The sequence below is a fragment of the Xanthomonas sp. 4461 genome, assembly GCF_024806475.1.
In the GTDB taxonomy this organism is placed as follows: domain Bacteria; phylum Pseudomonadota; class Gammaproteobacteria; order Xanthomonadales; family Xanthomonadaceae; genus Xanthomonas; species Xanthomonas arboricola_F.
Genome location: NZ_JANTYV010000006.1, coordinates 296,658 through 319,235, shown reverse-complemented (window position 1 = coordinate 319,235; position 22,578 = coordinate 296,658). Strand labels below are relative to the sequence as shown.

Sequence of the window (22,578 nt, the reverse complement as noted above, 5' to 3'; positions counted from 1 at the left end):
CCGGCACGTTCCTGCCGCGCCCTGTCGCGAGCGCGTCGCAGCGATACCGCCCCCCATCCGCCCTTCGGGCACCTTCCCCCGCACGCGGGGGAAGGGAGTCGGTGATGGTCAGTTGCAGTGGACTGACAGATCACTCGCAGCCAAGGTTTTCCTTTCCCCCGTCACGCGCAGCCAATGCTTTCCCTTCTCCCGCGGGCGGGAGAAGGTGGCGCGCAGCGCCGGATGAGGGCAGCACCGTCAATTCACACGCGGCCAGACACCCGTTCTACCGCCAGCCGGAAAACGCTGAAGCAGCGTCCCCGCGCTAGTCCGGCAACCAGGCCGCTCGCCAGCTGTCCAGATGGCTGCCGCTCAACATCCAGTCGCGTCTCACTGCCTCGCGCAAGGCCGCACCCTTGGCGCGCGCCGCATCCAGGTCGGCCAGATGTTCGCGGATCGCGCCGATCCAGTCGCGATAACGGTTCTTCACCAGGGTCACCGGCAGGGTGCCCTGATAGCAGCGCACGTCGCTGGCGATCACCGGATAGCCGCAGGCACCGTACTCCAGCAGGCGCAGATTGCTCTTGCACTCGTTGAACAGGTTCTGCTCCACCGGCGCCAGTGCCAGATCCAGGTCCAGCGCCGCCAGCGCCGCAGGGTACTGATCGATCGGCACGCCCGGCTGGAACTGGTGGATGTGCTGGCGCAGTGCGAACGGGTACATCCCCATGAACACCCAGTCCACCTCGCCGGCGAGCTCCTTCACCACGTCGGCAATCAGCTCCAGGTCGCCGGTATGGCTGGCGCCGCCGGCCCAGCCAATCCGCGGCTTGCGACCCTGGCGTTCGGCCCGCGCGGGCAGATGTTCCCACCAATGTGGCGGCAGGCGGTTTTCCGCCACGCGAATATCGCTATGCAGCCCGGCAAACGCCTCGGCCAGGGCAGGCGTGGAGACCACGAAGCGGTCCACCATGCCCAGCCCGCGCCGCACGGTCTTGAGAATGTCCTTGGGCATCTGCGCGCGGTGGGCATTCTTCAGCGGCAGGTTGGGCAGGTAATCGTCCAGCTCGTAGACCTTGAACGCGCGCGACAGCGCCTTCATCCGCCGCATCGCCTCCAGCCGCGCCTCGCCGACCTGGCGTTGCAGGATCACCACGTCGGGATCCTGACGCGCCAGTTCGGCAATCTCCAGGTAGCCGTTGAACAGCACGCCTTCGGCCAGGCCGGCCTCGCGCAGGGCGCGCAGTGGCTGGATCACCCGATAGTGTCCGCAGCCTTCGATATCGGCCGGCAGTGCGATCACGCTCGGCAGCGGCCGCCACGATTGCAACGGCCGCCAGCTGGCGCGCGGGTCGGCCAGTTGGAAGCCGGCGCCGGGGTCCAGCGAGAAACCCGGGTTGTAGGCCGGGTCGTTGGCCATCACCGGAAGCCAACGCGCGTACATCGCTTCTTCGTCCAGCGCAGTGGCGGGCATCTGCTCCGGTGGATCGATCAACAGCTGCGCCCGCGCCGCGAACACATTCAGGTAGCCGGCCTGGTGCAGGCGCAGGCACAGGTCGACATCGCTCCACTGCGCCAGTGCCGGCTCCAGCGCAAAACCGCCTGCGTCGATAAACAGCTGGCGCGGCAGCATCAGGCATTCGCCGCTCAAGGCGGTGTAGTTCTGGTCCAGCTGCAGGCGCTGCAGATAACCGGATTCGTCGAACGCATGGCCTCCGAACGCGCGCGCCGCCGGTGCCCCCAGGCCCAGCAGCAGACCGGCGTGATGCACGGTGCCGTCGCCGCGCAGCAACTTGCCGGCAACCGCGCCCACCTCCGGCCGCAGCGCATGATTGAGCAGCTGCTCCAGCCAATCGGCCTTCATCACCGCAGCGCCGGCCGACAGCCACAGCAACATATCCCCACGTGCATGCTCGGCGGCGGCATTGCAGACCGCTTCGCGCGCAGGCTCGGCAGCAAAGCGCAGCACGCGGATCTGCTGCAGGCCCAGCGCATCGATGCCAGCCAACCAATCGCGCAGGTCCGGTGCGGTGCTGTCGCGGTCCAGCAGCAGCACCTCGTAATGCGGGTAGGCGGTGTTGGCCAGGATGCTTTCCAGGCAGCGCTGCACCTGCGGCAACCGGCCATCGACCAGCACCAGGATGCTGACCAGCGGCTGCTGGGCATGCTGGTAATCCACCGCATGCCGACCAGGGCCGGCGCTGTGCACGCGTGCATCCGCATACCCGCGCGCGGCCAGGTGGCGGGCGATGGCACGTTGCTCGTCCGCATCGGTTTGCAGTGTCTGGGCTGCGGCCACCAACAATGGCTCGGCGATGTGCTGCACACAGGCCAGGCCGTAACGCTCGACCAAGCCAAGCTGATAGCCGAGTTCGAAGGCCTGCCCAAGGTCTGCCGAAAAACCGCCGTCGGCCACCAGACTGCTGCGGCGGAACAGCCAGTGCCGCGACAGTGTGGACGGCGCGCTCAGCAGCACATCCAGATACAGCGCCGGCCGCAACGCCAGCCCAAGCTGCGCGGTGTCCAGCGCAACCACTTCATCCGCATAGACAGCCTGGCACTGCTCGGGCAGCCCGATCATGCCCAGCGCCAGCATCGTCAGGCCGCTGACGGTAAAGAGGCTGCCGGCATCCACCAGCAGCACCCAATCGACATCCTGCTGCCCTGCGATGGCCTGGTTGAGTGCGGCCACCAGACCCGCATCGCCACTCCGCACGCCATGCTCGCCGCGGGCGGCCACCTGGTGCGGTGCGCTGCTGACCACACAGGTCTGCCGATTGCGAAAGCAGGCCACCGCATCGATGCTGGCCAGGGTTGCGGCCACTGCTGCGGCATCCCCGTCGCGGTCGATCAGCATCACCGCAATGCGCGGCCCGCCGGCATGCGCCTGCAGGCGCGCATCGATCAACGCGCGCTGCACATCGCTGGGGTGACGCACGCCCAGCCAGGTGGCCGGCGACACCTGTTCGGCCATGCCGGCGCTGCGCATCAGCGCATTGACCAGATCCACCGACTTGAACACGCGCGCCTTGTGCGGGCTGAGCGGGGCGACCCGCACCTGGCGGTTGTCGCCGGTCTCGCGTCGCCAGCCGAGCTGGCGGATGCCCTGGCGCAGGTCTTCGTGGCCCTGGTCGCCGACCCCGACCTGATCGCGGCCGGCCTGGCTGAACTGCGCGCTGGACACCCGGAAGTGCGTGAGCGGTCTGGCCAGAAACGCCAGATTGCCATGGCGCAGCAGCTTGACGTAGATCGCCAGGTCGCCCACCCAGTGGATGAGCTTGCCGTTCAACATCATCAGCTCGTTGCCCAGCGCCAGCAGGTCAGCGCGTCGTGCAAGCACACAGCTCGGCTCGCCGATGAAGTTGATGGCGTGATCGGCCAGGAACGACACCAGCTCCGGCCCGTCGATCAGCACGTCGTCGGCGAACGGAAAGCAGGTGGCCAGAATGTCCGGCAACGGCGCGCCATCGTCGTCGATGCGCAACCGACGCGAGGATGCCATCGCCGTGCCCGGGTTGCGCTCGATCGCTTCCACCAGCTGCGCAATGCAATCGGGCTCCAGCACATCGTCGTCGTGCAGGAACTTGACGTACTCGCCCTGGGCCAGGCCGATACCCTTAAGCGTACTGCCCAGCTCGCCGAGCCGGGTCGGATTGCGATGGTAGCGGATCGTGAACGGCGCGCCCGCCAGCCTGGACGCCAGCAACGCCTCGATGGCGCCATCGGCATTGTCGTCGCAGATCACGAGCTCCAACGCCATGTAGGTCTGCGCCAGCACGCTGTCCAGCGCCTGCGCGAAAAACGCGGCCTTGTAGGCCGGCATGACGATGCTGACGAGCGTGGGGGAATTCATGTTGGCAAGGGTAGGTGCAGGTGGCGGGAACGAACGCGGGGCGTCGTGATCAATGGGCCGCTGCCAGGGTGCGTTGGAGGCGGCTAGTGTTGATGAAGACCACATCCACCACACGACAATGGCCTTGGGCGTCGACGCTGGCGGACAGGCAGGTATGCAACAAGAAGCCGTTTTGCTGCATGAAATCGACCACCTCCGTGCAGCTGTACGAGCCACGGAAACGTTCGATCACCGATAGCTCCAGCATCACATAGCTGATCGAGCGCAGCGACTCGATCGCGCCGCGCAGAATCTGCAGCTCATAGCCTTCTGTGTCGACCTTCAGCAGCACGGTCCGGTCGATACCCTGCAGCTGCGCGAACACATCGTCGAGTCGGCGCAAGTGCACCGGCAAACGCACGATGCGCTCATCGCCAGTATCGCGGAGCGGGCTGCTTGCCAGCAGTGAGCTCAACACTGGCGCGTCCTCTCGGTAATTTATAAAGGTGTGCTCCTCGCGGTCTGACAGTCCGATCTGGAGATACTGGCTGCTCGGGAACTGCTGCCGCACTCGCTCGACCTGATCCGCAAACAGCGTGACGGGCTCGATGAACACAACGTGCGTGGGTTTGAGCGTGCGATACAGATCCGGCGTGCCGTCGGCGACCCCGACGTCGATGATGGTCTGCACGTCCTTGAGCAGTTCCAGGTTGCGCCACTTGACGAAGCCGCTGCGGTCATCCGTAGATGGCGCCGGCGTTACGGGCATGTAGCGTGTCCATTGGCCGATTCCAGTGGTTGCTACAGTCGGCCCCGAAATCTCGCGGTGTGCAACCGCAAGACGTGTCTCGTCGAGCAGGAGGGTTGAGGCGTGCTGGCTTGCCTGCGCGCCAAGTACTTGGCAAGGCAGTGGCGTTGACGCCTGTGCTACATATGCGTCCAAGCCTGCTTGCAGTGCCTGCTCGTCGCCTTCGAGCAAAACGTAGCGCAGTAACGCCGTACCGGGCTGCACATGGTGCAGGCCAGCGAGCACGGCGGCGGGAACATCGCGCCATGCAGCAATATGGAACTGTGTGCCCAGCGTGCGTAGCACCGCCATGGCGTCATCGCCGGACGCATGCTCGATCAGCACGATACGTCCACGTTGCGCATGCCACTGCAGCCAGCTGCGCAGCAATGCATTGATCTGTTCGGCGGCGAAGCTATTGTGCAGAAACCAGGCCATGCCCCAATCGACTGCGGCCCAGGGCGCTGGCAGGCGTATGACCGGCACGGTTTCCAGGCCTAGCGCCAGCGCTGCAGCCAGACGGTGCGCGCCATTGAGCAGGCGGCCGTGCCCATCGATTGGAATTGCGCAGTGCGTTTGGAAGCCCTGCTCGCGCACTTGTTCGATGAGCGTGGCAAATGCCAGCTCGTAGTCGGCCACGCAGGTCTTGCCAAGCGCATCGGGCTCCTGGCCAGCGGTGCGCTGGTGGATGTGCCGGCGATAGAGCGCGGTGGCATCGACGGCGTCATCGGACGCTTGGCCAAGATAGTGTTGCGCGAAGCGGAGTTTGGCCGCGATATCCAGCCGGTCCGGTGTCCACAGCGCCACTGGCGCGACCCATTCAACGGCCTGTGGCCGCAGCAGACAGGCCGCCTCAAGTGGCGCATTAATGCTGCCCAGACGCTCCGCCGCTGCATACAACCCCACGGCCTGCTCCGGCTGCTCTGCCCTTAGCAGTCGTGCCAGTTCAAACTGCCACTGCGGATTGCTCGGCTCCAACCCGATTGCCTGGCGCAGACGCACCTTTGCCTGCTCCGTGCGACCCTGCTTGAGCAGCAGCATGGCGGCTTGTGCCTGTGCGGTGGCGGTATGGTGGGTGTGCATCAGTGCCCCGGCTCGGCGAGCCGATCAAAGACATAGAACGCCCGCTCGATGATGCCGTCATCCTTCAGCAGCCCGCGCGAATGCACGCAGAATCCGGCGTCAAGTAGATGTGGAATCGTTGCGAAGAACGTCGTGTCGTTAGTGGCCAGATTGTTGCTCTCCAGGACCAATCGCCCGCCCGGCGCAAGTAACCCATGCAGGACAGCCGCATACTCGGCGATCGGCATGCCGATCCACACGTGCACCGCGAACGAGAAGATGACGTCGTAGTGCTGCTGCTGGACGGCCATGAAGTCGGCGAAGTTGCTGCACTCAAACTGACAGTTCTCGATCCCGCGCGCCGCGGCCATCCGTTGCGCGATGTCGATCAGCGCCGGTGTGTGGTCGATGCCGTGGTAGTGCCGTATCACCGGCGCTAGCGCCAACCCGAACATGCCGATATTGCAGCCTATGTCCAGCACGCTGGCATGAGCCGGCAGCCAGCTGTTCACCCGATACTCTGCCAGCCGCTGCAAGGTCGGGCGCTGGCCTGGGAGCTGCCAGTCCTCATGCCCCTGATACAGCTGGCCACGCCCGAATTGCAGCGGGGCAGCGGAAATCTGTTGCTGAATCTCCTGCACGCAGCGTTGCCAGCGCGCCTCATCTGGCGCTTTGCTCTGTAGCGCTAGCTGCACTGAAGCAGGATTTGTCTGCGTGGTGCTGAAATGAGTGCGTCGTTCCAATGTCTCCACTCGCTCGTGCAGCCGCGCCACGCCATTGCGGGCAACGGTTTCGTAGGGCAGCGTGCGTTCCCAGGTCAGCACCTTGGAGTAGTCCCACCACTGATCAATGGTTTCGCGTGCATGGTGGTGCATTAATGGCGGAAGCTCGGTAAGGATTGGTGGCGCACGCTCTGGCGTGAGCAACTGGTGCCAGAATCCCGGCGCCAGCAGCGACTTGAAGTGGATCTGCTGGTACGCCTGCCCGACGTTGCCAGCGGCATCGGAGAGCGGCACGAAGGGACGGAACAGGGTATGCGCCGTCTTGCCGAACCACTCCGCCTCTTGCAGCATGCCCGACGAAATACCGACAAGCTGCACGTCCTGCTGCGTGCTGAGCACTTGGTAGGCGTTCTGCAGGCAGGTACCGGGGGTCTGGCCGGTAATGCGTTCTAACTCCACGCATTCGTCCTGCGCAAACTGTCCAGCAAACGGGTGCGGCTTGTAAAGCAGGCGACGTGTGGCGCAGAGCGCACGCAGCTCCTCAGCGAAATCCTCGCAACGCAACGAACGGCCATCATCGGTAAGCAGAGATGCATCGTAGGGCGCCTGTCCGACGAACAGAAGTGCCCCCTCCAGATCGGTGAGCACATGGCCCCGCTCATCTTCCATCCGGCGCTGGTGCATGCGCACATTGGCTGCCAGCACGGCTGCCTCCAAGCGCAGTTCGTCCTCGACGACAGCAGCCCTGCCAATGCGTGCGCGCATGTCTGCATCGCTGCAACGCAGCGCAATGTAGAGATCGCGCCCAAAGCGCAACGGTGAAACCCGTATATCGATGAAGGCGATGCTTTCCCGGATACACAGCGCAATCAGCCAGGGTGGCATCTCAAATGACAGCACAAGTGCATTTGCTGGCAGGTGCAGCAGAAGATACCTGCAGGCTGGATCGCCAATACGATGGTAGCGGGTTGCCCACTCACCATCACCACCGTCGAGCGCAAGGTTCCGAAAGTGGGCGACATCAAAGCCATTTTGCAGGCTGCCAACTCTGTCATCGCGAGGCGCAACGCCGATGTTCACGCCGCAACCCTGGCGGATCGGCTCACGGATCAGGTCGAAGAACCCGTCGGGAAAGGCTGGCGCCTGCCGGATGAGATCCGGTAGCAGCACAAGGTTCATCGTCATCCGTTGCGTTCCAGTGTTGGTGATCTATTGCCGGCAGTGCGGTGTGGCAGTACGGCGGTCAGGCAGCTCAGGGCTGGGCTTGAAGCATAAGCAAGAGATATGCCTAACGTCCAAGGCAGCCCGATACGTCATGTATCGGGCGTCGATACTCGCGCGTGCTTTGCCGATTACGCGGCTTCAAATTACGTCAGCTGCCGCTGATTGCAGCTTTGCGAAAGTCAGTTCTAGCCCTGCAGGCCCAGGACGGTCGCAGCGTAGAGACAGTTGCCCAATCGGGAAAGCGCCAAGGCACTGCAGCAAATCGGATGGACGCCGCAGACGCACCTTTGCCAGTAGGTTTTCGGTGCAATGATCTAGCCACTTGAGCACCGCGACGGGTTCCTCAACATCGATACGGACAAACTTGTTGTTGGCATCGCTGTCAGGCGTTGCCGCCGTGCCAACGTGGTCTTGCCGCACGGCAGTGTCACTCGCATGCAGGCTAGACAGTGCAGGCTTGATACCAAGTCCACCGAGCAGCAAGGCAAGTCGCGTCCCTTCCTCTTGCGCGCTGCCTGCAGAGAACGAAGAGAACCCATAGGCGAACCCGCCAATGTTGTGATGGACCACTGCCTGCTCAAGAAATGCACTGCGGGTGTCAGCGATCTCCCAGATCATGCCGTTTCTGGCAATGGCTTTGAATGCCTCGGAATACGGGTCTTTACGCATGAAAAACGGGTGCTCCGATGCATCTGTGGTGACCACAGCACTTAAAGACGCCATTAAACCGCTCTGCAGGAACGAGAGATACGCGCCAAAGGTACGATTGGAGAGTGGGTCAGGCCACTGCTCACTAAAGCGTTGCAGATCCCTGTGGGCAGTGTCGTCAAACGCTTGTGGCAACGTGATCAGGCCAAGCGTTCGGGTCATCTTCCTGCGCGCGAGATCTGCAGCATAGCCTTGAAGTAACTCGCCTTGATCCACTAAGCGCATTCCATGCTCACGAACGCGACGCATCCATATCGCTCTCTGCACGCCGTCTTTAACCAGTAACAGGACATCGGAATTGGATAAGTCCTCGCGTGCGAGGAACTCATCGGTCTGCATCAAAGGTATCGTGTCGACGTTATCGGTCAGTAAGACGTCGTGCACGATGGCCACTGCTTTCCATGGAAAGTCCGGATCCATCAGTGCCCTTTTGAGGACCACCGAGGCTGGTGCGGTGTAATCCCAACCAATGAAGAAGAGCGGTGCGGGCTTCAGCACGTTAGTCCTTGCAGCGGTTTCTTAAAGTAATAGGTCTGCGTGTCGCCAATATATCCTTCGCGAAGTGTTCCGCTTCGAGGACTCTGCGAATTGGTCGCAACCACCTTGCCGTCAACACCAACGATGGTGCAATCAGCACCCTGCCAGCTGATCAATGTCAGCCCGTGCTGCTGTCCAAGCTCCAGCATCTCTTCGACAGTGTAGTGTTTGTAATGCCAGTGATAGGGGTTCTTAGACAAGTCCACAACACTCGAGTTCGGTGCCGATATGATCAGGCGTCCGCCCGGCTTGAGCGCATGCACCATCAAGCCAAAGAACAGTGCGCCGCTTTCGACATGCTCGATGGACTCCATGGAGACGATGAAATCAAAGTGATCGGCGGGCAGCGCAAATGGGAAGAACTTGTGCGCGAACATGATATTGAGGTCAACATACGTCTGCGAGGCACGCGCGATCGACTCTGCTGACCCATCAATGCCTAGCATGAAGCAGGGTAGGCCCTGGGCTAGAAGATGGGTTCCATAGCCACCTCCACAGAAAATGTCTGCACCCAACAACGGTCCTGGTAGGTCACTGAGTGCTTGTCGCGCAAACGCGTAACGTGCCAGATGGTCTGGCGGAATCTCATCGATTTTCAGCGTAACGACGCGCTCGCCACTGGTTAGCGCGAAATCTCGGTCAATCAAGCCCATGCCATGCTCCTTCTACGTCAAAGCTGATTAGTACTTTCTGGTCTGATCACTTCAGTTGAATCTGCTCTGCGGCTATTAAAGGATCCGAGCTCCATCGACAAGGAGTGCATCGAAGAACGAACGATCAGCTAATACTGCTGGCAGTTGCCCGCCGAGCAACCATTCACAGTGTTTGCCTACTTGTGTATGCGCGCACGCAATGCTGCCTGCACTGAGGGTTGAGCCTGTGCCGATCTGTACGTGCTCGGCCAGCAAAACACCTGCGCGCAGACTCACGCAGCTACCGAGCTTCACGTCACGATCCAGCACGACTTGACGATCCAGCCAGCTGCCCATGCCCAAGTTACATCCGCTGGCAATGCTGCAACCCGGGCCAATGAGAACATTGCCCATCAGACGCACGCTAGGTTCGACAACCGCGTTAGGCGAGACCAGATTGAATGTCCTGTAGCCAGCTAGCCTGACTGCCGCAATCAGTGACTGGCGCGCATAGTTGATTGCGCGCTCGTCCAGTGCAACGAACACCTCGGTGGCTTCGGATGGATGTTCGGCACGCAATGAGCTGATATCAAAGTTGTGGCCATCAGTACTGGTCAAAGGCAGGCGCATGGGCGCCAGGCCGAGCTGGCCTGCCAGATCGAAGGCTGTATCCAGTGCCCATCCACTTCCCGCCACGATCTGCCTGGTCACAGGTGTTCCCCAAGCACCTGGCTGCGGTACCACAGATGCTGGTTGACCAGCTGCAACTCATAGTCGCCGTGCATAAACGGATGTGCCTGAGGCCGGAGTCCTCGCTGGAGGCGTTCAAGCACTTCAGTGTCTTCAGCGATTACGGTGCGCTCGCCACGGATCAGGGTGCTCAGCAGCGCGGTGAAATCGGTGCGCTCATTCTTGCGGCGTGCCGTCATCATCCACAGGTGATAGTCGGTTTCGCCTGGCGCCACCGGCTCGTACTGCTGTAGCAGAAAATGCTCGCCACGAACGCTGCAGAAGTTGACGTTCGGGTAGATGAACCAGTTGTAGTAGATGTGCTCGCTACCGTAGGTATCGCACAGCGCGTTGAACCAGGAAGCCTGGGGCTGTAAAGCGGCCCTCGTGGAGAAACTCAATGTCTCCAGGGCAGGGGGCTGCGCGTTCTGCAGCAATTGCTTCACAATCGACGGTGCGTCTGCGGTTGCGCCGGTTGATCGGACGGGCGCAGTCATCGCAGGCAGGAAGGTCTTCGGATGCACGAACGGGACATGGTTGTAGTCCTTCACATTCTCCATGTTGAGCTTCCAGTTGTAGCGGACCCGATGGCGGCTGTGGATGACCTGCTTGTCCAGGTGCGAGGACGCGTCGCGCAATTGGTCCAGAAACGCCTCGGAAAACTGCTCCTGCAGCGCGATGGGCTGTTCGGACAGGTTGACGAACAGCAGTTGGCCCACTTCCTCCACATGCAGCTTGTGCAGACAGATGCGTTCGCGTTCTTCGGCATCAAACCGGTACAACTCGGCATTAGGCATGGCACGCAGCTCGCCCTCCGCGCCGAATGACCACGCGTGGTATGGGCACACCAGTGGCCGCTGCCCGGCATCGGCCGTTTGAATTGCCGAAAGGCGGTGGGGGCACTGGTTAACGAACGCACGGATGCCTGCTGCCGTCCGTTGAACGAGGACAGGCGTTCCAGCGATGGTGCGCGTAAAAAACTGGTTGCGTTCGCGCACCATCGAACTGAACCCTATGAAATTCCAGAGTTTTGCGAAAAGCCGCTGCTGCTCCAGCACAAACGTATCGACGCTGGTGTAATGCCGCGCATCCAGTGCATGGCGGGTCATGATCGGCATCCTGTAATGGCGCTAGATGGCATTGCCGCTCAGGCCTGGTCAACAGGCTTGTTGAAGATGGAACGCGCCGGGTTGCCAACCACGGTCTGGCCAGCGGCAACGTCCTTGAATACGACCGAACCCATGCCGACAACAGCCCCTTCGCCAATGGTGACGCCTCGCGCGATCAAGGCACCGGTGTTAATCACTGCACCGTCTCCAACCTTGACGTTACCAGCAAGCACGCAACGCGGTCCGATATGCACATAGTCGCCAATGTCAACGTCATGGCCAAGCAAGACGTCCTGGTCAATGAAACCATATCCGCCAATACAGCTATCCACGCCACAGCTGACGTCGTATCCGAAGTAGGTCGGCCCGTAAACGGTACGCGCACCTAGCATGCAGCGCGTACGCACGGAAATGAATTCCGCACCCTTCGCCAGCAACGGCACGACTTGCCGCTTACGCATTGCCGGGTCACCGATGGCTGCAACAAATAGATGATCTGAGGTGGGAGCAAAGTTCGTGGGCTCGCCCAGCCACGGGTAGTAGAGTGCAGGCGAGACAGCGTGGGCACCACGCTCATCGAGAAATCCAGCGATGACCCAATCAATACCATGCCCGTAATCCACTTGCAGCTGCGCAAGCACCTGACGTCCCAAACCGCCAGCGCCGAGAATCACCACGCGTTTCATGTTTACGTCCTCACTTAGCTGATCGTCAAGCCGCCGTCCATGACCAGGCTCGTGCCGGTGATCCAGCGACTGGCGTCGGACAGCATGAAAATGGCTGCATTTGCTACGTCGTCCGGCTTACCGAATCCCAAGGGGTAGTTGGCACGTTCGGCATCCAGCGAGCCAACTACCTTCGCGGTCGCATCAAGGAGCGGGGTGTCCACTAACGCCGGGGACAGGCAATTGACGCGGATCCCCCGCTTGACAACTTCCATTGCCAGACAGCGCGAATAGGCGATGAGTGCGGCCTTGGATGCGGAGTAAGCACCCACCCCGGCCACACCGATGTGCGCAGCGATCGAAGCGATAAATACAATGGAGCCATCGGCTGCAATCAGGTTGCGTTTAAGCAATCCCTGGGTCAGCAGGACGGGTGCGTCGACATTGGTGGATTGCACTTCGTGCAGGTGCGCCTCGTTCATCATGCGTGCTGGGCACAGGCGCGAAATGCCCGCACTATGCACCACCCCATGGAGTGGCGCGGAGAGCGAATCCACCAACGCGTTGCGTTCGTCGGCAACGATCAGATCGGCGTTTATCGCCTGATGCGACGCCGCCGAAATAGCATGCAGCTCGTCCAATGTTCCTGTCAGCCGGGCGGTGTCGCGCCCTGTAACCACTAACCCGGCTCCCATGCGCGCGCAGTTCAGCGCAATCGTACGGCCCAGGCCCGAGCTGGCGCCGGTAACAAGCAGGCGTTTGCCTGCAAGGCTGAAAGGATTGAAGCGGGTCTGGTCGTTCACGTGGTCTCGTCTTTTGCTCAGGATTCGTTGCCGGTGCAGCTCACGCCTCGATCAAGTCAGGAAACACCGCGCCCTCGACATCCACCAGGCAGGTGCCCCACGACAGCCCGATGCCGAAGCCGCATAGCAGCAAGCGCTTGCGGCCGGATTCCAGTTCCTTGTTGATGCGCGCGGTCATGGTCACCGGCAGTGAAGCGCCGCTGGTGTTGCCGAAGTCGCGCAGCGTGGAGGGAACTTTTTCCACCGGCAGACCGAGTTTCTTGCGGATGGTTTCGTTGATCATGCGGTTGGCCTGGTGGAACACGAAATAGTCGATGTCCTCTTTGGCCACGCCGGTGTAGTCGAGCAGTTTCTGCACTGCTGGCGGGATGCGCTGGGTGGAGAAGCTCAGCACTGCCACGCCGTCCAGGATCAGGTCCACGCCACGCTTCCAGGCACCATCCGCCTCGTCGCGATACGGCACCAAGTGCTGTATGCCGACCGGTTCGCGGTGCCCGCCCACCGGCAGGATGATCGCGCGATAGCCACTACCATCGCTGTTGAGATCGAAATGCATCGGCGGCGCGTCGGCGCTGAACTCCAACGCAGTGGCGGTGCCGGAATCGGAAAAGATCGGGTCTTCCAGATTGGCGCTGCGGTCGCCGACCAGCAGCAGGCCCTTCTTGACGCCGCCGGCGGCGATCATCGAGCCCAGCAGGTTGATGCCGAACGGGTAGGCCGAACAGCCCAGGTTAACGTCGAAGGCGACCGTGGCATGCGACAGCCCCAGTCGATCCTGCAGGATGATGGCGGTGGCCGGGATCGGATAATCCGGCGACTGGGTCACCACGATCAGCGCATCGATCTCCTCGCGCTTCCACTGCAGCTTCTCAAGCAGCACTTCGGTCGCATCGAAGGCCATGTCGGAGAAACACTGCCACTCCGAAGCCATGCGGCGCGTCTCGATGCCGATGTTGCGCACCAGGCGCTCGCGCTCGGAGCGGATCTGCGGCCGGCAGTCGGTGAGATTGGACACGACCCGCTTCGGCACGCAGGTCGCCATGCCGGCAAAGCGGACGTTGTGCAGCGTGGAGGTCGGCATGGTACTTACGCCTCGGTCAGTTTGTAGAGATCGCCGACGGTGACGGCTGCAGTGAGATCTTCGCCGGTGATGGTCTTGCTGTATTCCATGTCGAACATGACGATCACACCCAGCGCTGCCAGCGAGTCCCACTCCGGCAATTCCAGTAGCACGGTGTCCAGTGTGACCTCCACCGGCTCCTGGAAGTCGGTGGCGGAGAGGAAGTTCTCGATAAATGTTGCCTGGGTCATGCGAGCTCGCCTGGTTGCCTGTTGAAGAGATGGGAGTCTGAAATGCAGGTGCAGCGTGGTGCGATCATGTTGCCTTTGCGCCGGCGATCAGGTCGGCAATGGTATCGACCTGTTCGCTGGTCAAACCGGGAAAGATCGGCAGGCACAATACTTGGGCGGCCACCGAGCGCGCTACCGGCAGCCGCGCCGGTGCCGACGAGGGCAGGGCGCGATACATCGGGAAGTCGCTGATCAACGGATAGAAATACCGTCGTGCCAGGATGCCGTGCTCGCGCATCAATTGGTACAGCGCATCGCGCGCCAGCGGGTAGTCGTCCTGCACCAGGATCGGAAAATACGCATGATTGGCGCTGGAATGCTGCGGTGCTGCGACGCAGCGGATGCCACGCACCTCGCTCAATCGTTGCCGGTATTGCGCGTCGATGGCGCGGCGCTGCGCAATGGCCTCGTCGATATGCTTGAGCTGCAACAGGCCGAATGCCGCGCTGATTTCGTTCATTTTGCCGTTGATGCCCGGTGCCACCACCGTGGTTTCGTCGACGAAGCCGAAATTCTTCAGATGCCCGATGCGTTGGTAGGTTCTTTCGTCCGGGCACACGATGGCGCCGCCCTCGAAGGTGTTGAATACCTTGGTGGCATGAAAGCTCAACACGCTCAGGTCGCCGTGGCGCAGGATCGATCCGCCGGCATCGCGCACGCCAAACGCATGCGCTGCGTCGTAGATCACCTTGAGGTTGTAGATGTCGGCGATGCGGGTGATGGCAGTGGTATCGCACGCGGTGCCATAGCAATGCACCGGCATGATGGCGGTGGTCTGCGGGGTGATGGCCGCCTCGATCTTGGACGGGTCCATGTTGAGCGTCACCGGGTCGATATCCACGAATACCGGAGTGATGCTCTTCCACAGCAACGAGTGCGCCGTGGCCACGAAGGAGTAGGGGGTGGTGATGACTTCGCCGGTGATGCGCAGCGCCTGCAGGGCGGTGATCAACGCGGTGGTGCCGTTGGTCAGCAGGGCCAGATGCGGCACTCCCAGGTAGTCGCACAGCGCCTGCTCGAGCGCACGGTGCATCTCCCCCCCGTTGCTGACGATGCGACTGGTCCAGATCCGTTCCAGGTACGGCAGAAAGTCTTCCAGCGGCGGCAGCAGCGGACTGGTGACGGGGATGGGCATCAATGCCTCGCTGGGACGGTGGATGTCGGGATTCCGCCGCAACCGGCGGTTGCGGACGGAGTGATCCTGTTGAAGCAAGCGCTATGCCAGCGGGCGCTGGCGGAGCGGTGGCCGGCTCAGTTCGCCAGCTCGGTCTGCTCGCGGTCGATGCCGTACTTGCGCAGCTTCTCCACCAGCGTGGTGCGGCGCAGGCCGAGTAACTGGGCTGCATGCGCAACCACCCCCTGGGTGCGTTCCAGCGCCTCGTTGATGAGGGCCAGCTCGATGTTGGCCATATGGCCACGCAGGTCGATGCCATCGTCGGGCAGGCTGGCAGCAGAGACCGGTTCGGCGTCGGCGGTCTTGGGTTGCAGCGTCACCACATTGCTAGGCAACGCGTTGACGTCGGCAGGCGCCGCCACCAGGGCCGGCTCCGGCGGCAACTCGACCGGAATGGACGATGCGAAGTCGCCGCGATAGCGCGCCGGAAGGTCCTGTACGCGCACCAACCCACCCGGATGCAACACCGCCAGGCGCTCCACCAGGTTGGTCAGTTCGCGCACGTTGCCCGGCCAGTCGTAGCTGCGCAGCGCCTGCAGCGCCTCATCGGCAAAGCGCACTTCGCCGCGACCGGTACGCGCCAGCTGGCCGGCGATCGTCTGCACCAGGCTGGCAAGATCGTCGACGCGCTCGCGCAACGCCGGCATTTCGATCGGGAACACGTTGAGGCGGTAGAACAGGTCCTCACGGAACTGCCCGTCGCTGATGCGGGTTTCCAGATTGCGGTGGGTGGCGGCGATCACGCGCACATTGCAGCGGATGGTCTGGCCGCCGCCAACACGCTCGAAACTGCGCTCCTGCAGCACGCGCAGCAACTTCACCTGCATCGGCAGGCTCATGTCGCCGATTTCGTCGAGCAGCAGGGTACCGCCCTCGGCCATTTCGAAGCGGCCCTTGCGGGTGGTCAGCGCACCGGTGAAGGCGCCTTTTTCGTGGCCGAACAGTTCGCTTTCCAGCAGGTCCGGCGGGATCGCGCCGCAATTGATCGCCACGAACGGCCCATCACGGCGGGGCGAGTGCTGGTGGATGGCGCGGGCGACGACCTCCTTGCCGGTGCCCGATTCGCCCAGCACCAGCACCGTGGTGTCGAACGCGGCCACCTGGTCGATCAGCCGGCGCAGGCGGGTGACCGCCTCGCTGTTGCCGGTCGGCCCGGTGTCCTGTTGCACGCCGGCCTGGTGCTCGGCATCCAGGCGCTTGAGGCTTGCGCGGCGCAGCAGCGCTTCCAGCTGCGCGTGGCGCAGCGGCGTGTCCAGCGCCCAGACATTGGCTTCGTGCAGGCCATGGGTCTGCGCAAACGTGGTCGGGCTGCCTTCCATCAACAGCACCGGCGGCGGCAGCTTGGCATCGGCCAGCCAGTCGAAGAATTTGTCGGCCTGCGCGGCGTCCTGCGCCGAGCCCACCATCACCGCCATCCACTCATCGTGGCGGTGACGGCCAGGATTGATGTCGGCGCCGTCGGTGACCCAGCGGGGATTGAAGTCCATGAACTCGAGCAGCGAGACGGTGCGCTCGGCGCGCACGGCGTCACTGTCGATCAACAGAATGCGGGACTCACTCATTCCTGGCTCCTTCCGTCAGGCCCTCCAGGATTGGCATGACTTCCTGGATATAGGACAGCTTGCTGACAAAATTGTCAGCACCCGCGCGAAGAGCGTGTTCACGATGCTCGGCATCGTCGAAGTGGCTCGCGATGACAATATACGGCGGATCGTCCTGTGTCTTGATCAGACGCGTGGCCTGCAGGCCGCCCATCTCGGGCATGGCCAGATCCATCAACACGACATTGGGGCGCAGCGACTCAGAGCGCTCGATCGCTTCCAGTCCATTGGCGGCACTGCCCACGATGTTGAGCCACTCCACTTTGCGAAAATGACGCATCGCAGCGTTGATGAAGCCCTCGTGGTCGTCGACCAGCAGCACGGTGAGTTTGCTCATAGTAGTCCTTATCCCGCTCGCGCAAGCAGCGGTTTGTTGTTACGGCGGCGCTCGCGGGCCGGGGCGATGTCCAGTTGTTCGCGGTACTTGGCCACGGTCCGGCGCGCAATATTAACGCCCTGACGCGACAACAGGCCGGCGATGGCTTCGTCGGCCAGCGGGCGACCCGCCGGCTCGCTCTCGATCAAGCGACGCACCATGGCCTTGACCGCCTGGCCGGAGACACTGGCGCCTTCGAGCCGCACGGCGAAGAAATGCTTGAGTTCGAAGGTGCCACGCGGGGTTTGCAGGTATTTGCCGGTGGTGATGCGCGAAATGGTGGATTCGTGCATGCCGATCTCGTCGGCGATTTCCTTCAGGGTCAGCGGTGCCATCGCTTCTTCGCCGCGCGCCAGGAAGGCGGCCTGGCGTTCGACGATTGCACGCGTGGCGCGCAGCAGGGTTTCGTAGCGCATCGACAGGCCGCGGGTCAGCCAGCGCGCTTCCTGCAACATGTCGCGCAGCGGCTGTGCGGCATCGCCGGCCTCTGCCAGCGCGCGTTCGTGCACAGGGTTGATGCTGACGCGATGGGTGGTGGCCGGGTTCAACGCCACGCGCCAGCTGCCATCGGCATGCCAGGCGAGCACATCCGGAATCACGCTGGCGTTGCTTTCCTGCAGCAGGTCGTCGCCCGGACGCGGCTGCAGCGACAGGATCAGCCGCACCGCTTCGCGCGCATCGTCCACTTCGGCATCGTGCGCACGCGCCAGCAGCGCGTAGTCGTGGCTGGCCAGCAGATCCAGATCGCCGGCCAGGATGCGCGCGGCCAGATGACGGGCCGGAACGCGGCCGGGCAGGGCGCTCAACTGGGCTTGCAAGCATTCGCGCAGATCGCAGGCGGCCAGGCCCGCCGGGTCGCCGTGCAACAGGCGTTGGCGGCTCGCTTCCACCGCCTCGACGGTCATACCCAGGCGCGTGGCGCCGAGCTGCTGCAGCGTCGACAGCGCCTCGGTCAGATACCCGGCATCGTCGGTTTGCTCCAACCAGAACGCGGCGGCCCCCAATGCGGCCTCGTCCAGGTCCAGCGCCAGTTCGCGCAGGATGCGCACATGCGGGTCGCTGGACTCGCCGGCGGCCACGCGCTGCATGCGGTCGTCGTCGCCATCGTTCCAGCTACTGCTCTGCACGTCCCACATCGTGCTTTCCGGCAGCTCGTCGAAGGCGGCGACATCGCTGGCGCCATCGTCGTTGGTGGCGGCCTCGTCCCCGTTATCGGCCAGCTCTTCCAACTCCAGCAACGGATTGGTTTCCAGGGCGCGACGGATTTCCAGTTCCAACTGCATGCCGTCCAGTTGCAACAGACGGATCGACTGCAGCAGCTGCGGGGTGAGGTGCAGTTGCTGGCCAAGCTGGGCGGAAATGGTCGTCTTCATGGAAGCGCTTCCGAAGGGCGCTGCATGCAGCAGCGATGGAACGCATCTTGCAGGACAAAGCGACGGGTTTCTAATCAGGGAGTCAGGTGAGGTGGCTCATGATTTTCCTGACAGTGTGTCGGGAATCCCCTGACAGGATGGGCGAGCTCAAGCGTGCCTGACGGAATTCCGTCACTGTTTTCGTTGCGGCAGCCCTGTGCGGGCCGCGCCGGGTCCTTCGAGCCACCGATACGGCGATTGCGGCTGCAATCGCTCAGACCAGTTCGTTGTGATGCTTGGCGGCCAGCAGGACCAGGTCGTTGGCGCGACGGCAGCCCAGCGACTCCATCATGCGCGCGCGATGGGTCTCCACCGTCTTGACGCTGATGCCCAGGTCGGCGGCAATTTCCTTGTTGCTCTGGCCGCGACCGATCTCGCGCAGGATCTCGCGCTGGCGCGGCGACAGCGCCGCAATACCCACCGGTTTTTCGCGGCCCAGCATCGGCGCAATCATCTTGGACGAGATCTGCGGGCTCAGGAACACCTGGCCGGCAGCGGCAGCGCGCAGCGCCAGTTCCAGCTCCAGCGGCGCAGCGTCCTTGACCACGAAACCGACCGCGCCACGATCGAGCGCATCGCGCACATGCACCGGGTCGTCGTGCATCGACATCATCACCACATGGGTGCGTGGTGCGGCGCGCAGCACGTCGGTCATGGCGTCCAGACCGCTACGGCCAGGCAGGGACAGGTCCATCAGCACCAGATCCGGGCGATGCAGGGATGTCATGTCCAGGGCTTGTTGCGCGTTGCTGGCCTCACCGACGACATCGATGCCGGCAAAGGTTTGCAGCAGCCTGGACAGGCCTGCACGGACAAGGGTGTGATCGTCGACGATGATGACTCGCACGGCGCAGAAGAGACCTTTTTTCGGTATGGGGCACCTTAGCCGACCCGGCGCCCGGCGCCAACCATCGGGATCAGCGCTGGCGGCGGGCGTCGGCGATCTGACGGCGATGCAGACGAAACAGATGACGTTCCAGAGCCTCCTGCAACCCGGGTGAGAGTGGCGCGAACCGCAGCCAAAGCCACTGATCGTGACCATCGCCTGCGCTGGCCAGTACCTCGGCGGGAAGCTGTACCAATTCAGGAAGCCAGTCGGACGGTTGCAGGCAGACGCTGCCGGTCGTGCCCGGCACGTGGCTGGTTGCGCAATTCAGGCGGATCCCGCGGACCGACCAATGCACCATGGTCTGGATCAGGCCGCTGTCGCCCTGGCGCACCAGGCGGCCGATCAGCGCGAGCATCAGATCGAGCTTGGCATCCATCCGCTGCACCAGCAGCGGCAGTTCGCCACGGTCTTCGCTGCTCTCATCGCTACGCAGGTCTTCGACCTGGCCCAGGCTGCGCAGCAGCGTCTCTGCGGCACTGTGCGAGCCCGCATCGGCATCGGCACCGGCGCGGAAGCCGGCCGGCAGACGCAGTTCGCAACTGAGCGTGTCGGCAAACAGCTCGGCATCGGCGGAGGGCGCGAGTGTGCCGAGCGCGGTCATCAGATCCGTCCGACCCGGGCGTAGGCGCGGCTGGCCGACGAGGAGGTGCGCTGGGCGCGGATCAGATCCAGGAGCTTGCGGCGGCGTTCGAGCATCATCCGCATCAAATCCTGCTGCATCGTCTGCAAGGTCTGCAGCGCGTCGCGGTCCTGGCTCAGATCCGCGTGCTGCGCATACTCGCGCAAGTGCAGGTCGTGGCTGTCGAGCAGGAACGGCATCGCCTCGAAATCCTCTTGCGCCATGGCAAGGCGGAGGTCGGCGATTTCGGCTTGGAGGCTTTGCGCGCTGTGCATGGCTGGACTCAGGAAACCGCAGCGAGGCCGCGTTGTTCGAGGGGAATGGAGTTCCACGCCGAATCGATTTCGCTGAGCAGATCCAGCGCTTCGGTCAACGCGGTCTCGTCGTTGTGCAGGTTGGCAGCGGTCAGGCGCTGCATGACGTAGTCGTACAGGGCCGACAGGTTACCAGCGATTTCGCCACCGGCTTCGTGATCGAGCGAGCCGTTCAAATGACCGACGATCGCGCAGGCTTCGCCGATGGCCTTGCCCTTGCGTGCCTGGTCGCCCTGCACCATGCAGGCCTGGGCCAGGCGGATGCGCTGGCAGGCACCGGCGAACAACAGCGACACCAGCTTGTGCGGGTCGGCTTCGGTGACGCTGGTGGACACGCCGACCTTGCGGTATTGCTCGGCATACTGACGATTGGAACCGTACATGGATGACTCCCTCAATTGGCTGGCCTTCGCTGGTCCCGGAGCGGGGTGCTCCTGCGACAACGCTCCTGCCAAGAGGCAAGGCCGACATCACGATAGGTACTTCTTGTATCGGCAACATCGGCGTACGACTTGAGGACTGGCATCACGGAAATCAGCTTGTCAGCAGGCTGCTGAGCGAGCTGGTGCTGCTCTGCAGCTTGCTGATCATGGTTTCCATCGCGGTGAACTGCGCGGTGTAGCGATCGGAGAGCTTGGTCATGCGCGCGTCGAGGTCGTCCAGGTCGGACTCGTAGCCCTTGATGGTCTTGTTCAAGCTGTCCGAACGCAGGGTCAGGGTGCCATTGGTGGCGTTGACGTTGCTGTCCAGCAACTTGGTCATGGCCGAGCCGTATTTGCTGTCCTTGCCGAACACCTCGGCAGCGGCGCCGCCGTCGGCGGCGATGGCGGTGTCGAACTTGCCGCCGTCGAAGCTCATCACGCCATCCTTGTCGATGTTCAGGCCCAGCGCCTTGAGTTCGGTAAGGTTGCCGCTGACCTGGCCGCGCAGTTGCTGCTGCAGGCTGCGCACCAGCGAGTCGCCTGTCAACGCCGCGGCGGTCTTGGTGGTGGCGTCGTAGGCGCTGCTCTTGGCCAGCAAGGTATTGGCGGTGTTGTAGGCGGCCGCGTAGGCGGTGAGGTTGGCCTTCAGGCCGCTGGTGTCGGCCGCAACGCCCAGGTTGACCTTGGTGCCTTCGGCGGCCTTGGTCAGGTTGAGCACCACGCCCGGCACGATGTCGCTGATGGTGTTGGAGCTGGAGGTGCGCTCGAAGCCGTCCACGCGCACCAGCGCATCGGCGGCGGCCACGGTCTGGTTCAACCCGCCGGTGACGCCGGGGCCATAGGTGAGCCCGCTCAGGCTGGGGTCGCTGGCACTGACGGTCAATGCGCCCTTGGTGCCGGAGTCGACCGCGTTGAACACCAGGTGCTGGCCATCGTTGGCGGTCACCACGCTGGCAGTGACGCCCTTGCCGCCGGCGGCCTTGTTGATGGCGGCGGCGATGTCGGTGAGCTTGTCGGTGCCGCTGATGTCCACGGTGATGCTTTTGTCGCCGTAGCCAATGGTCAGCGTGCCGCTGCCGACGGTGGCATCGGCGGTGAACGCGCCGGAGGCGAGCTTTTGCGCGCTGGCCAGCGAGACCACTTCCACCGAGTAGTTGCCGGGAGCGGCCGAACTGGTGGTGGTGGCGGTAAAGCCGGCATCGGTGGGGACCGTGGCCTTGTAGGCGTTGGTATCGGCGCTGCTGACGACCTTGTCCAGCGCAGACTTGAGCGTGGTCATGCTGCTCTTGATCTGGCTGATGGCCGACAGCTGCGTGGTCGCTGCGGTGCCGGCCTTGTTAATGCGCGCCTGCTCCGGATCCTTCTGACGGGATACCAGGGTGGACACCACGGTGGGGATATCCAGCCCGGAGCTGGACGTACTGATCACCGATGCCATGTTGCATTCCTCGTCTGGGCATCCGGACAGCGGATGCATGGGATTACCAGACGGGTATCGGCCGCATCCGGGGGGACTTGAGCGGTGCCGATACGTCTGGCTGACCGCAACGCTGATGCAACTTCCGTGCCTGCCGCGTCAATCGCCCGGCGTCAAAAAATCCGCGCCCACAAAAAAGCCCCTCCGAAGAGGGG

General features: G+C 63.0%; 20 protein-coding genes. All 20 read right to left on the bottom strand.

The window, feature by feature from the left end:
- Positions 1–304: 304 nt before the first annotated feature.
- The 20 genes from FHY19_RS20025 to fliD all read right to left on the bottom strand — a co-directional run bounded on the left by FHY19_RS20025 (position 305) and on the right by fliD (position 22,384).
- Positions 305–3,802, bottom strand: coding sequence for a glycosyltransferase (locus tag FHY19_RS20025; RefSeq protein WP_259168158.1), 3,498 nt, complete (start codon positions 3,800–3,802; stop codon positions 305–307).
- A gap of 79 nt (positions 3,803–3,881) precedes the next feature.
- A complete protein-coding gene (locus tag FHY19_RS20020; RefSeq protein WP_259168064.1) occupies positions 3,882–5,639 on the bottom strand; it encodes an FkbM family methyltransferase in 1,758 nt (585 codons plus the stop codon).
- 41 nt (positions 5,640–5,680) lie between these two features.
- Positions 5,681–7,561, bottom strand: a complete 1,881-nt coding sequence (locus tag FHY19_RS20015; RefSeq protein WP_259168061.1) for a class I SAM-dependent methyltransferase — start codon at positions 7,559–7,561, stop codon at positions 5,681–5,683.
- Positions 7,562–7,744: 183 nt separating this feature from the next.
- A complete protein-coding gene (locus FHY19_RS20010; protein WP_259168059.1) occupies positions 7,745–8,812 on the bottom strand; it encodes a hypothetical protein in 1,068 nt (355 codons plus the stop codon).
- Entirely contained in the window at positions 8,806–9,504 is a 699-nt protein-coding gene (locus tag FHY19_RS20005) for a class I SAM-dependent methyltransferase (protein ID WP_259168057.1), read from the bottom strand. The genes FHY19_RS20010 and FHY19_RS20005 overlap by 7 nt, the downstream gene beginning before the upstream one ends.
- A 75-nt stretch (positions 9,505–9,579) precedes the next feature.
- On the bottom strand, positions 9,580–10,194 hold the full coding sequence (locus FHY19_RS20000; RefSeq protein WP_259168055.1) for an acetyltransferase: 615 nt from the start codon (positions 10,192–10,194) through the stop codon (positions 9,580–9,582).
- On the bottom strand, positions 10,191–11,321 hold the full coding sequence (locus FHY19_RS19995; protein WP_259168054.1) for an aromatic ring-hydroxylating dioxygenase subunit alpha: 1,131 nt from the start codon (positions 11,319–11,321) through the stop codon (positions 10,191–10,193). Before FHY19_RS19995 ends, FHY19_RS20000 begins: the two co-directional genes overlap by 4 nt.
- A 38-nt stretch (positions 11,322–11,359) precedes the next feature.
- Positions 11,360–12,007: an acetyltransferase gene (locus FHY19_RS19990; RefSeq protein WP_259168051.1), complete on the bottom strand. Its 648-nt coding sequence runs from the start codon at positions 12,005–12,007 to the stop codon at positions 11,360–11,362.
- Between the two features lie 14 nt (positions 12,008–12,021).
- The gene (locus tag FHY19_RS19985; RefSeq protein ID WP_259168050.1) at positions 12,022–12,789 is read right to left on the bottom strand and encodes an SDR family oxidoreductase; all 768 of its coding nucleotides are present in this window, start codon (positions 12,787–12,789) and stop codon (positions 12,022–12,024) included.
- Positions 12,790–12,829: 40 nt separating this feature from the next.
- On the bottom strand, positions 12,830–13,870 hold the full coding sequence (locus tag FHY19_RS19980) for a ketoacyl-ACP synthase III (protein ID WP_259168047.1): 1,041 nt from the start codon (positions 13,868–13,870) through the stop codon (positions 12,830–12,832).
- Positions 13,871–13,875: 5 nt separating this feature from the next.
- On the bottom strand, positions 13,876–14,100 hold the full coding sequence (locus tag FHY19_RS19975; RefSeq protein ID WP_054319002.1) for an acyl carrier protein: 225 nt from the start codon (positions 14,098–14,100) through the stop codon (positions 13,876–13,878).
- Positions 14,101–14,164: 64 nt separating this feature from the next.
- Complete coding sequence (locus FHY19_RS19970) at positions 14,165–15,274, bottom strand: DegT/DnrJ/EryC1/StrS family aminotransferase (RefSeq protein WP_259168044.1); 1,110 nt, start codon at positions 15,272–15,274, stop codon at positions 14,165–14,167.
- A 116-nt stretch (positions 15,275–15,390) separates the two neighbouring features.
- Positions 15,391–16,875: a sigma-54 dependent transcriptional regulator gene (locus FHY19_RS19965; protein ID WP_259150119.1), complete on the bottom strand. Its 1,485-nt coding sequence runs from the start codon at positions 16,873–16,875 to the stop codon at positions 15,391–15,393.
- On the bottom strand, positions 16,868–17,251 hold the full coding sequence (locus tag FHY19_RS19960; RefSeq protein ID WP_005997154.1) for a response regulator transcription factor: 384 nt from the start codon (positions 17,249–17,251) through the stop codon (positions 16,868–16,870). Before FHY19_RS19960 ends, FHY19_RS19965 begins: the two co-directional genes overlap by 8 nt.
- 8 nt (positions 17,252–17,259) lie before the next feature.
- Complete coding sequence (gene rpoN / locus FHY19_RS19955; RefSeq protein WP_259168042.1) at positions 17,260–18,663, bottom strand: RNA polymerase factor sigma-54; 1,404 nt, start codon at positions 18,661–18,663, stop codon at positions 17,260–17,262.
- Between the two features lie 253 nt (positions 18,664–18,916).
- Positions 18,917–19,549 (bottom strand): response regulator transcription factor, encoded by a 633-nt coding sequence (locus tag FHY19_RS19950; RefSeq protein WP_003482986.1) that lies wholly within the window; start codon positions 19,547–19,549, stop codon positions 18,917–18,919.
- A gap of 70 nt (positions 19,550–19,619) precedes the next feature.
- Complete coding sequence (locus tag FHY19_RS19945; protein WP_259168040.1) at positions 19,620–20,192, bottom strand: PilZ domain-containing protein; 573 nt, start codon at positions 20,190–20,192, stop codon at positions 19,620–19,622.
- On the bottom strand, positions 20,192–20,485 hold the full coding sequence (locus FHY19_RS19940; protein ID WP_259168038.1) for a hypothetical protein: 294 nt from the start codon (positions 20,483–20,485) through the stop codon (positions 20,192–20,194). Before FHY19_RS19940 ends, FHY19_RS19945 begins: the two co-directional genes overlap by 1 nt.
- Positions 20,486–20,493: 8 nt before the next feature.
- Positions 20,494–20,907, bottom strand: coding sequence for a flagellar export chaperone FliS (gene fliS, locus FHY19_RS19935; protein WP_046964184.1), 414 nt, complete (start codon positions 20,905–20,907; stop codon positions 20,494–20,496).
- 151 nt (positions 20,908–21,058) lie between these two features.
- Positions 21,059–22,384: a flagellar filament capping protein FliD gene (gene fliD / locus FHY19_RS19930; RefSeq protein WP_259149953.1), complete on the bottom strand. Its 1,326-nt coding sequence runs from the start codon at positions 22,382–22,384 to the stop codon at positions 21,059–21,061.
- Positions 22,385–22,578: the final 194 nt, after the last annotated feature.